This window comes from Georgenia sp. H159, from assembly GCF_035607575.1.
Taxonomy (GTDB): Bacteria; Actinomycetota; Actinomycetes; order Actinomycetales; family Actinomycetaceae; genus Oceanitalea.
This window is the reverse complement of record NZ_JAYDZY010000003.1, coordinates 32,148-43,484: the sequence shown is the minus strand read 5'-3', so window position 1 is coordinate 43,484 and position 11,337 is coordinate 32,148. Positions and strand designations below refer to the sequence as shown.

At 73.1% G+C, this 11,337-nt stretch carries 9 protein-coding genes and 1 tRNA gene; 9 read left to right on the top strand and 1 reads right to left on the bottom strand.

Annotated features, from left to right (window positions below):
* The first annotated feature begins 101 nt into the window (after positions 1–101).
* From VR894_RS04795 to VR894_RS04780, 4 genes are all read left to right on the top strand, one after another.
* Positions 102–1,490 carry an MFS transporter gene (locus tag VR894_RS04795; RefSeq protein ID WP_324650204.1) on the top strand — a complete coding sequence of 463 codons (1,389 nt, stop codon included), beginning with the start codon at positions 102–104 and terminating at the stop codon, positions 1,488–1,490.
* 5 nt (positions 1,491–1,495) lie between these two features.
* The gene (locus VR894_RS04790) at positions 1,496–3,610 is read left to right on the top strand and encodes a molybdopterin oxidoreductase family protein (protein ID WP_324650203.1); all 2,115 of its coding nucleotides are present in this window, start codon (positions 1,496–1,498) and stop codon (positions 3,608–3,610) included.
* Entirely contained in the window at positions 3,603–5,078 is a 1,476-nt protein-coding gene (locus VR894_RS04785; RefSeq protein ID WP_324650202.1) for an FAD-dependent oxidoreductase, read from the top strand. The genes VR894_RS04790 and VR894_RS04785 overlap by 8 nt, the downstream gene beginning before the upstream one ends.
* A 291-nt stretch (positions 5,079–5,369) precedes the next feature.
* Positions 5,370–5,621, top strand: coding sequence for a hypothetical protein (locus tag VR894_RS04780; RefSeq protein WP_324650201.1), 252 nt, complete (start codon positions 5,370–5,372; stop codon positions 5,619–5,621).
* A gap of 60 nt (positions 5,622–5,681) precedes the next feature.
* Here VR894_RS04780 and VR894_RS04775 read toward each other — a convergent pair.
* A tRNA-Leu gene (locus tag VR894_RS04775) sits at positions 5,682–5,765 on the bottom strand.
* A 199-nt stretch (positions 5,766–5,964) separates the two neighbouring features.
* Between VR894_RS04775 and VR894_RS04770 the strand changes: the two genes are divergently transcribed.
* Genes VR894_RS04770 through VR894_RS04750 form a run of 5 tightly spaced genes read left to right on the top strand, consistent with a single transcriptional unit; the run spans position 5,965 to position 11,335 of the window.
* A complete protein-coding gene (locus tag VR894_RS04770) occupies positions 5,965–6,675 on the top strand; it encodes a DUF3662 and FHA domain-containing protein (RefSeq protein WP_324650200.1) in 711 nt (236 codons plus the stop codon).
* Between the two features lie 7 nt (positions 6,676–6,682).
* The gene (locus VR894_RS04765; protein ID WP_324650199.1) at positions 6,683–7,153 is read left to right on the top strand and encodes an FHA domain-containing protein FhaB/FipA; all 471 of its coding nucleotides are present in this window, start codon (positions 6,683–6,685) and stop codon (positions 7,151–7,153) included.
* Between the two features lie 8 nt (positions 7,154–7,161).
* Entirely contained in the window at positions 7,162–8,436 is a 1,275-nt protein-coding gene (locus VR894_RS04760) for a PP2C family serine/threonine-protein phosphatase (protein WP_324650198.1), read from the top strand.
* Complete coding sequence (locus VR894_RS04755; protein WP_324650197.1) at positions 8,436–9,872, top strand: FtsW/RodA/SpoVE family cell cycle protein; 1,437 nt, start codon at positions 8,436–8,438, stop codon at positions 9,870–9,872. Before VR894_RS04760 ends, VR894_RS04755 begins: the two co-directional genes overlap by 1 nt.
* Positions 9,869–11,335, top strand: coding sequence for a peptidoglycan D,D-transpeptidase FtsI family protein (locus tag VR894_RS04750; protein ID WP_324650196.1), 1,467 nt, complete (start codon positions 9,869–9,871; stop codon positions 11,333–11,335). Before VR894_RS04755 ends, VR894_RS04750 begins: the two co-directional genes overlap by 4 nt.
* Positions 11,336–11,337 lie beyond the last annotated feature (2 nt).

Genomic DNA, 11,337 nt, shown 5'->3' with positions numbered 1-11,337 from the left:
CCACGGACGGTGAGGGAAGAGAGATGCGGGCGTAACGGCACCTTGGCTTCCCCGAAACACCTCGTCCCTAGCGTCGGGTCCACGTCGGCAGGAGGGACACCATGACCACGCAGCAAGCCACACCCGCACCGGTCACCGCGCCGGGTGCGACACCACGCCTCCGGATGCGTCCCGGGCGCCACATCGACGGCTGGGACCCCGAGGACACCCGCCAGTGGTCCCTCATCGGCCGGGCGGTGGCCACCACGAACCTGCGGTGGTCGGTGTTCGCCGAGTTCCTCGGGTTCGTCGTGTGGCAGCTCTGGTCGGTCGTCGCCGTCCAGCTGCCGGCGGCCGGCTTCGACCTCAGCTCGGCCCAGGTCTTCTGGCTCATCTCCGTGCCGAGCCTGGTGGGCGCGACCCTGCGCATCCCCTACACGTTCATGGTGGCGCGCTACGGCGGTCGGAACTGGACGACCGTCTCGGCGCTGCTGCTGCTCCTCCCCGCCTGCGCGCTCGCCGTGTGCGTCACCAACCCGGCCACGCCGTTCCCCGTGCTGCTGGGCGCTGCCGCCCTCGCCGGCTTCGGAGGGGGGAACTTCGCCAGCTCGATGGCCAACATCACCTACTTCTTCCCCGCGCGGGAGAAGGGCTGGGCGCTGGGTCTCAACGCCGCCGGCGGGAACCTCGGTGCCGCGGTCGCCCAGCTCGCGGTCCCCGTGGTCGTCTCGGCGGGCGCGGCCGTGGCTCTGGGCCTCCCACTCGCCGGCCTGGTGTGGGTCCCGCTCATCCTGCTCGCCGCGTGGGGCGCGTGGCGCTACATGCACAACCTCACCGACGCTCGCGGTGACGTAGCCGGTGCCCTGGCGACCCTGCGCGAGCCACACCTGTGGGTGATCGCCGTGCTCTACGTCGGGACCTTCGGCTCGTTCATCGGGTTCTCCGCCGTCTTCCCCAAGCTCATCGCCGACGTCTTCCCGCAGTTCTCCGCCATCGCCGTCGGCGGCGCGGCTTTGTCGCTGGCCTTCCTCGGCCCGCTCGTCGGCTCCGTCGCCCGGCCGTACGGCGGTCACCTCGCGGACCGGTTGGGTGGGGCGCGGGTGACCGTCGCGGCTCTCGGTGGGATGGCGGCCCTCTCCCTCACCGTCGTCCTCACCCTGCCGCTCACCAACTTCTGGGTGTTCCTCGGGCTGTTCCTCGCGCTCTTCGCCGCCAGCGGCCTGGGCAACGGGGCCACCTACCGGATGATCCCCGCCGTCTTCGCCGTGCGCGGGCACACCGGTGACGGGGTGGAGCCGCGACGGAAGGCCGCCGCAGCACTCGGCCTGGTCTCCGCCGTCGGCGCCTACGGAGGGTTCGTCATCCCTCAGGTCCTCAACGTCTCCAACGAGGTCACCGGCTCCTACGACACCGCGTTCCACGGCTTCGTCGCCGTCTACGTCACCCTGATGGCGCTCGCGTGGGTCTGCTACGGGCGGCGCGGCTCCCGGTTCGCCGAGGCGGGGGTCTGAGGGCCGTGGGCACACCGACACACTGCCCCTACTGCGCCCTCCAGTGCGCCACCACGCTCAGCACCGAGTCCTCGGGAGAGACGTCGGTGGCCGGGCGGGACTTCCCGACGAACAACGGCCGGCTGTGCCGGAAGGGCTGGACGGCGCCCGAGCTGCTCACCGCCCCGGACCGGCTGACGTCCCCGCTCCTGCGGGGCACGGACGGGCAGCTGCACGCCGCCTCGTGGGACGCGGCGCTGGACCGGGTGGTCCGCGGGGTGCGCGCGACGCAGCGCGCGCACGGTCGGGACGCGGTCGGGGTCTTCGGCAGCGGAGGACTGACCAACGAGAAGGCCTACACGCTGGGCAAGCTGGCCAGGGTCGCGCTGCGCACCTCACGCATCGACTACAACGGACGCTTCTGCATGTCCTCCGCCGCTGCGGCCGCCAACAGGGCGTTCGGTCTGGACCGCGGGCTACCCTTCCCGCTCACCGACCTCGACGGCGCCGGTGCGGTGCTCCTGCTCGGCTCCAACGTCGCGGACACGATGCCACCGCTGGTCCAGCACCTGAACGGCGCCCGCGCCGAAGGTGGGCTGCTGGTGGTCGACCCGCGGCGCTCCTCGACGGCGGCATTGACCGCGGACGGCGCCGGCCGGCACCTGCAGCCCACGCCCGGCACCGACCTCGCCCTCCTCCTGGGCCTGTGCCACGTGGTGATCCACGACGGGCTGGTCGACGAGGCCTACGTCCAGGACAGGACCAGCGGCTACCCCGCGCTGGTGCGCAGCGTCAGCGGGTGGTGGCCACAACGCGTGCAACAGGTGACCGGGGTGCCCGCGGCGCTGGTGCGCAGCACCGCCCACCAGCTGGCGGAGGCCGCCCGCGGGGGCCGGTCCGGCGACCGCGGGTGCTACGTGCTCACCGGACGGGGGGTGGAGCAACACGTCGACGGCACCGACACCGCCACGGCGGCCATCAACCTTGCGCTGCTGCTCGGGCTGCCGGGCACGCCGGGCAACGGGTACGGCACCCTCACCGGGCAGGGCAACGGTCAGGGCGGGCGCGAGCACGGGCAGAAGTCGGACCAGCTCCCCGGGTACCGCTCGATCACCGACCCGGCCGCGCGATCGCACGTCGCCGCGGTGTGGGGGGTCGAGCCCGGGACGATCCCGGGGCCCGGCCTGCCGGCGGTGGAGCTGCTCACCACGCTCGGGCAGCCGGGCGGTGTGCGGTGCCTCCTCGTGCACGGGTCCAACCCGGCGGTCTCGGCGCCCGACGCGCCTGCGGTGCGGGTGGCGCTGGGTCGGCTGGACCTGCTCGTGGTCACCGACTTCTTCCTCTCCGAGACCGCCGCCCTGGCCGACGTCGTCCTCCCGGTGGCGCAGTGGGCCGAGGAGGAAGGCACGATGACCAACCTCGAGGGCCGGGTGCTGCGGCGTCGGCGGGCCCTGCCCCCGCCACCGGGTGTGCGCGACGAGCTCGCGGTCCTCGCCGACCTCGCGGCGCGGCTCGGCTCACCCGTGCCGTTCGGCGACGAGCCCGCCGAGGTGTTCGCCGAGCTGGCCCGCGCGTCCGCCGGCGGACGCGCGGACTACTCCGGGCTCTCCCACCGGGTGCTGGACGACGAGGACCGGCCCGCGTACTGGCCCTACCCGTCCGGGTCCACGGGGACGCCGCGGCTCTTCCTGGACCGCTTCGCGCACGACGACGGACGGGCGCACCTGGTCCCGGTGGCGGTAGGGCGTCCGGCCGAGGCCCTCGCCCGCGACGGCATGCTCGCGCTCACCACCGGACGGCTGCTCGAGCACTACCAGTCCGGCACCCAGACCCGCCGTGTCGGTGAGCTCACGGCCACCCGGCCCGGACCCGAGCTCGAGCTCAACCCGGTGACCGCGAGGCGGCTGGGTGTCCGGGACGGGGGCGAGGCCGAGGTCAGTAGCGCCCGCGGGACGGTCCGGGTGCCGGTCCGCACCAGCCGCGAGGTGCGCCAGGACTCCGCCTTCCTGCCGTTCCACTTCCCCGGCAGCGCCAACGAGCTGACCTCCAGCGCCACCGACCCGATCTCGGGCATGCCCGAGTTCAAGGCCGCCGCCGTCCACGTCCGCGCCGTCCCGGAGGAGACCGACTTACATGAGTGAACAGATCGTCATCGTCGGGTTCGGTCCCGTGGCCGCCCGCCTCGTCGAGGAGCTGCTCCCGACCGTCACAGCGGGACGGGTGGCACTCACCGTGCTCGGCGCGGAACGGGCACCGGCCTACAACCGGGTGCTGCTCGGGGAGGTCGCGGTCGGGCGGGTCGACCCGACCACCCTCACCTCGCTGGACGTGGACGGCCTGCGCGCAGCGGGCGCGCGGGTGGAGCTCGGCACGGAGGTCGTGGCGATCGACCGGTCCCACCGGTGCGTGCAGACCGCGGACGGCGGTCACCACCGCTATGACCGCCTCGTGCTGGCGACCGGCGCGCGGGCGTTCGTGCCTCCCCTAGCCGGTCTCGAGAACGGGTTGCCGCCCGGCGCCACCACGCTGCGGGACCTGGAGGACGCCGCCGACGTGCGCGGCGCGCTCGCGGCGGGCGACTCCGTCGTCATCCTCGGAGGTGGCGTCCTCGGCGTCGAGGCAGCCCTCGCCGCCCGCGAGGAGGGCGCGCCGGTCACCCTCGTGCACACCGGCGCCTGGCCCCTGCACGGCGTCCTCGACCACGGCGGTGGCCGCCTGCTGGCCGCCGAGATGCGCGCGGCCGGCATCGACCTGGTCGCCGGGTCCGCCACGGTGGTCCGGGTCGGTACCGACGGCCGGTTCGCGGGTCTGGAGCTGGCCGACGGCGAGGTCGTGCGGGGCGGGCTGTTGCTCGTCTCGTGCGGGGTGCGTGCCCGCACCCGGCTCGCGGAGGCGGCCGGCCTCGCCGTGGGCCGCGGGATCCGCGTTGACCACCAGCTCCGTGCCGAGGACCGGGTCTACGCCGTCGGGGACTGCGCCGAGGTTCGGTGCCCGGCACCGACCTGCCCGTCGTGCGGCGAGGGAACCGGCCCGGCCGGGCTCGTGGGGCCCGGTTGGCGGCAGGCCGAGTGGCTCGCGGCGCACCTGCTGGGCTCGGGTACCGGACCGCTGACGCCGGAGCGTCCCGCTCCCCTCCTGCTGAAGGCTCGCGGTCTCGACGTCGTCGTCGCCGGCGCCGTCGACGACGAGCCCTTCGACGCGCTCGACGGGGCTCGGCAGGTGACCCAGTGGGCCGACCCGGCGCACCGGAGCTACGCGAAGATCGTCACGGACGACGGGGTCCTCGCGGGCGTCGTGTGCATCGGCCTGCCACGGACGGCGGCCGAGCTGGTCCTGCTCCTGGAACGGGGGGCCGAGCTCCCGGCCGACCGGGCCAGCCTGCTGAACCTGGAGGTCGCCGACACCCCGCCCCGTGTCGGCGCGCGACCCGAGGACACGCTCTGCCGGTGCTCCGGGGCCACGGTCGGCGCGGTGGAGTCCGCGATCCACGACGGGTGCGCCACTGTGGCGGACGTCGGCGCGGCCACCCGGGCCGGCACCGGGTGCGGCAGCTGCACGGAGCGGATCTGCGCACTGCTCGACCTGCGGCAGGCTGCGCTCGTCGGATGAGGCCGCGGGGAGGTCCTGTGGGTCGGCACCGGGTGGCGCAGGACGGGAGCCGCGCAGCCCGTTCCGGCACTGCCCCCACAGGAAGGATCTCTCCCACTAGGGTCGTCAAGAGCCGGACGACAACGCGACGGGCCGTCAGATCAGGTGAGAGACGAGGTCGATCCAGTGGGCGATCCGCACCCCGCCGCGCACCCCGGGGACCCGGCCGGTCGGTCCGAGCACTCGATGGTTGGGCCAGTTGCTGCCCTCGCGTGCGGCGCGGTCTCGTCATTGGTCGCCTGGGTCTCGGCGGTGCTGGCCCCGTGGGCCGGGCGTCGTGCGGTGGCCCGGTTCGACTACGAGAACGTCTACACGATTCCGGTCACTGCGTGGACCGTCGCTCTCGTGCTGGGTGCCGCGGCAGTGGGCCTGGGCCTCCAGTTCGGGCGGAAACCTGGGGCGAAGGCGATCTCGGGAGCCGCAGCCGGCATGGGCGCCACGAGCATCATCGGCATCGCCGTGTACGTCATCGGCACGTGGGAGGTCATGCCACGCCTCGGCTGATGTCATGAGAAGACCCGCAGAACCTCGACGTCTCGTCGAACTCCTGCGGGTCTTCTGCTGTGCGCGAGGGGGGAGTTGAACCCCCACGCCCTCTCGGGCACACGGACCTGAACCGTGCGCGTCTGCCTATTCCGCCACTCGCGCATGCTGCGTGCACAGCGAGGTCGAGGTTAGCACGCACGCGGTCTCGTCGACGACGCCCGCGCCGACATCGAGAGCGGTGTCACAGCAGGTGGGCACGCACGTGCGACGCTGTAGGGGTGGCGCACCCCGGCCGGAGCACGAATGCGTCAGGAACGATGCAAGATCGTTACGATCAGGGGGCTATGGGAGGAGGTGCGTGATGGGAGCACTCGATCGCTTCGAGAAGAAGGTCGAGAACGCGGTGAACAACGTCTTCGCGAAGGCGTTCCGCAGTGAGGTCAAGCCCGTCGAGATCGCCAGCGCCATCCGTCGCACCATGGATGACCGTGCCGCCGCAGTCTCCCGTGACCGCACCGTCGTCCCCAACGAGTTCACCGTCCTCCTCAGCCAGAGCGACCGCGAGCGTGTCGACGCCTGGGGTGCCGACGCCCTCGCGGAGGAGATGGTCACCGCCGCGACGGAGCACGCGGACAGTCAGCACTACGCGTTCGTCGGGCCCGTGCGCGTCACGTTCGAGACCGACGAGGCGGTCGAGACCGGACGCCTCAGCGTCACGCCGGCCACCCGCCGCGGGAGCGCGGCGCCCGCGACGTCGACCGCCGCCTCGGCCCGGCACCCGATCGTCGACATCGACGGTCAGCGCTACCTCCTCACCGGCCCGGTGACCGTCCTGGGCCGCGGCACGGAGGCGGACATCGTCGTCGACGACTCCGGCGTCTCCCGCCGTCACCTCGAGCTGCGTGTCACCCCGAGCGGGACGGTGGCGACGGACCTCGGCTCCACCAACGGCTCGTTCGTCGAGGGGCACCGCATCCAGGCTGCCACGCTGCTGGACGGCAACACGATCACCATCGGCCGGACCCGGATCATGTTCTGGAACGGCGCGGCCGACGACGCGGCGGGCTGGTGACCGACCGATGACCGAGCTGGCTGTCACGCTGCTGCGCCTGAGCTTCCTCGCGCTCCTGTGGGTCTTCGTCCTCGGGGCTCTCGCGGTGCTGCGGCGCGACATCTTCGGCACGACGATCACCCGCCGCTCCCGTGGCGGCCGTACCCGGCGCGAGCCCACGCCGGCGGCGCCGAAGCGTCCCGCTCGAAACACCGCCTCCCGCCTGGTCGTCACGCAGGGTCCGCTCACCGGCACGACCCTGCCCCTGGCCTCGGCGATCGTCGTGGGCCGCTCGCCCGCGTGCACTCTCGTCCTCGACGACGACTACTCCTCCGGCCGGCACGCCCGCTTCTTCCCGCAGGACGGCGCCTGGTGGGTCGAGGACCTCGGCTCCACCAACGGCACCTTCGTCAACGACCGCCGCCTCACCCAGCCCGTGCAGCTCGCTCCGGGGACGCCCGTCCGCGTGGGCCAGACCGTCATCGAGCTGCAGCGCTGAGCATGCCCATGCCGCTGACCGTCAACTTCGCCGCCCGCTCGGACGTGGGGCTCGTGCGGTCGACCAACCAGGACTCGGGCTACGCAGGCCCGCACCTCCTCGTGCTCGCCGACGGTATGGGCGGTCCGGCGGGTGGGGACATCGCCTCCTCCGTGGCGCTGGCGCACCTCGTCCACCTCGACGAGGAGCACCCGGCCGCCGACGACCTCCTGCCGAGCCTGCGCGAGGCGGTCGCCGCCGCCCACAGCGATCTCGAGGAGCGTGCCGAGGCCGACCCGGAGCTCGCCGGGCTGGGCACGACGTGCATCGCGATCCTCCGGTCGGAGAACAAGATCGCCATGGTCCACATCGGCGACTCCCGGGCCTACCTCCTGCGTGACGGGGAGCTCACCCAGGTGACCGCCGACCACACCTTCGTTCAGCACCTCGTCGACATCGGTCGGCTCAGTCCCGAGCAGGCCGAGCGACACCCCCAGCGCTCGGTCCTGCTGCGCGTCCTCGGTGACACCGACGGCGACGTCATCCTCGACGAGTCGGTGCGCGAGGCGAAGGTCGGTGACCGGTGGCTGCTGTGCTCCGACGGTCTGTCCGGCGTGGTCAGCGCCGAGACGATCGCCGAGACCCTCATCCGCGTCCGGGACCCGGGACGCTGCGCGGAGAAGCTCATCGACCTTGCGCTGCGCGGGGGCGGACCGGACAACGTCACGTGCGTCGTCGCTGACTTCCTCGACGCCGACCGCCTGCCGGAGGGCATCGTCCCCGCCTCGTCACCGCAGGTCGTCGGGTCCGCCGCCACCGACCGGCTCCGGGGCACCCGCGGCACCGCCGGCGCCGCGGGACGGGCCGCCGCCCTCAGCCCGGCCGCCGCCGCGGAGGACGACGACGAGCCCGCCCCGCCCCGCCGCCGCCGCTGGCTCGGTGGCACCCTCATCACACTCCTCGTCCTGGCACTGCTCGCCACCGGCGCCTGGCTCGGCTACCGGTGGACCCAGACCCAGTACTTCCTCGCCCCCGCCGGTGACGTCGTCGCGATCTACCGGGGCATCCCCCAGGAGGTCGGCCCGCTGTCACTGTCATCGGTGCACACCCGCACCGACCTCCGGCTCGACGAGCTCCCCGGCTACGCCCAGGACCGCCTCGACGCGACCCTCACCGTCTCCTCCCTCGAGCAGGCCGAGGACCGCGTGGTGGAGCTGCGCTCCGAGGTCCGCGGCTCGAGCAGCGCCTCCCCGAGCCCCACGCCGACACCCACACCCGACCCGACGACGACGGACGGCGCCTGATGGCCATCGTCAGTCAGCAGGCGGCTCGCCCGGGACGCTGGGTGGAGCTGGCCATGCTCCTTCTCGCCCTCGCCATCGGCCTGTACGCCTACCTCCAGGTCGGTCTGGCGACGACGGGCAGCCCGCCCGCCGGGATGGTCACCCAGGTGGGGGTGCTCGTCCTCCTCGCCCTGGTCACCCACGTCGTCCTGCGCTGGCGCGCCCCGTACGCCGACCCGGTCATCCTGCCGACCGCCGTCGCCCTCAACGGCCTCGGCCTGGCGATGATCCACCGGCTGGACATCGCCGAGGGCACCGCCTTCGCCAGCCGACAGGTGCTCTGGACGATGCTCGGCATGGGGGCCGCCGTCGCCGTCGTCGTCGCCCTGCGCGACCACCGCCTGCTGCGCAGGTACACCTACAGCGCGATGATCGTCGGCCTGGCCATGCTGCTCCTGCCGCTCCTCCCCGGCCTGGGGCGCGAGATCAACGGTGCGCGGATCTGGATCTCGCTCGGAGGCATGTCCTTCCAGCCCGCCGAGCTGGCCAAGATCCTCCTCGCGATCTTCTTCGCCGGGTACCTCGTGACCAACCGCGACACCCTCGCGCTGGCGGGCCGCAAGGTGCTCGGGCTGCAGCTCCCCCGGGTGCGGGACCTCGGCCCGATCCTCCTCGCGTGGGGCGTCGCACTCGTCGTCCTCGTCTTCCAGCGCGACCTCGGCACGGCCCTGCTGTTCTTCGCGCTGTTCGTCGCCATGCTCTACGTCGCCACCGAGCGGCTGAGCTGGGTGCTCATCGGCCTGCTGCTCTTCGGTGGCGGCGCGGCCCTCGCGGCCACGACGCTCGGGCACGTCGGCGCCCGCTTCGAGGTGTGGCTCGACGCGCTCGACCCCGAGGTGTACTCACGGCAGTTCGGTGGGTCCTACCAGGTGGTCCAGGGCCTTTTCGGGATGGCCTCCGGCGGGCTCATGGGCACCGGCTGGGGACAGGGACGCCCGGACATCGTCCCCTACGCCAACTCCGACTTCATCATCGCCTCGCTCGCCGAGGAGCTCGGCCTCACCGGCCTGCTCGCGATCCTCCTCATGTACCTCGTGCTCGTCCAGCGCGGAATGCGCGCGGCGATCGGGGTGCGGGACGGCTTCGGCACCCTGCTCGCCTCGGGCCTGTCCTTCGTCGTCGCCTTCCAGTGCTTCGTCGTCGTCGGTGGGGTCACCCGGCTCATCCCGCTCACCGGCCTGACGATGCCCTTCCTCGCGCAGGGTGGATCCTCCCTGCTCATCAACTGGATGATCGTCGCGATCCTGCTGCGGGTCTCCGACGCAGCCCGGCGCCCCGCCGCGATGACCGGGGACCTGCCCATCGGCCCCCTGCCCACCGCCGGGGACGTCGCCGAGGTAACCTTCCGGCCGACCGGGGACGACGCGAACCCCACCGAGGTGGTGAGGCTGTCGTGAACACCCCCGTCCGCCGGCTCGCGACCATCGCCGCCCTCATGTTCCTCGCCCTCATGGTCGCCGCCACCTCCGTGCAGTTCGTCCAGGCACCCTCGCTCAACGCCGACGGCCGCAACGTGCGCACCATCTACCGCGAGTTCGGCCAGGACCGCGGCCCGATCATCGTCGCCGGGGAGTCGATCGCCTCCTCGACACCCGTGGACACGTCCTACCGCTACCAGCGCAGCTACGCCGTCCCCCACCTCTACGCGCACTCGACCGGCTACTTCGCCGCCGCGCTCAGCTCGATGACGGGGATGGAGAGGGCGGCCAACGAGGTCCTCGGCGGGACCGCCGACTCCCTCGTCGTCCAGCGCCTCCAGGACCTCATCACCGGCCGGCAGCCCCAGGGCGGGTCGGTCGAGCTCACGCTGGACCCGGCCGCGCAGCAGGCGGCCTGGGACGCCCTCGGGGACGCGCGGGGCGCCGTCGTCGCGCTCGACACGCGCACCGGCGCCATCCTCGCGATGGTGTCCAAGCCGAGCTTCGACCCCAACGCGCTGGCCGTGCACTCGGCCGAGGAGGCGCAGGAGGCGCAGGAGGCATACGACGCCCTCCTCGCGGACCCGACCGACCCGCTCGTCAACCGGGCGATTGCCGGGGACCTGTACGCCCCCGGCTCCTCCTTCAAGGTCGTCGTGGCGGCAGCCGCGATCGAGCAGCAGGGCCTGGAGGCCGACAGCCCCGTCCCCTCCCCGGCGCAGCTCCAGCTGCCGCTGTCGACACAGGTCGTCAACAACCCCGGTGGCATCGCGTGCACGGCCGAGGACACCGCACCGCTGCGGTACACGATGGAGCAGTCGTGCAACACGACGTTCGCGCAGCTGGGCATGGACCTCGGGGCGGAGGCGATCGCCGAGCAGGCCGAGGCCTTCGGGTTCGGCCAGCCGCTGCAGATCCCGCTCGACGTCACCGCCTCCCGGTACCCGGAGGAGGCGGACGCCGCCCGGACCGCGATGTCCGCGCTGGGCCAGGTCGACGTGCGGGTCACGCCGCTGCAGATGGCGATGGTCTCCCAGGCGATCGCCAACGGCGGTGAGCAGATGCGGCCCTACCTCGTCGCGACAGAACGCAACGCCGACCTCGAGGTCGTCTCCACCACCGAGCCCACCGTGCTCCGTGAGTCCGTGTCCCCGGAGACCGCGGACGTCCTCACCGAGCTGATGACGAGCGTCGTCGAGAACGGCACCGGCCGGGCCGCCCAGCTGCCCGGGATCGCCGTCGCCGGTAAGACCGGCACCGCGCAGAGCGGGTCGGACGCTCCACCGCACGCCTGGTTCACCTCCTTCGCACCCGCCGACGACCCTCGCGTCGCCGTCGCCGTCGTCGTCGAGAACGGCGGCATCGAGGGCGACATCGCCTCGGGTGGCACCACGGCCGCACCGATCGCCCGCCAGGTCCTCGCCGCGCTGCTCGCGGACTGACC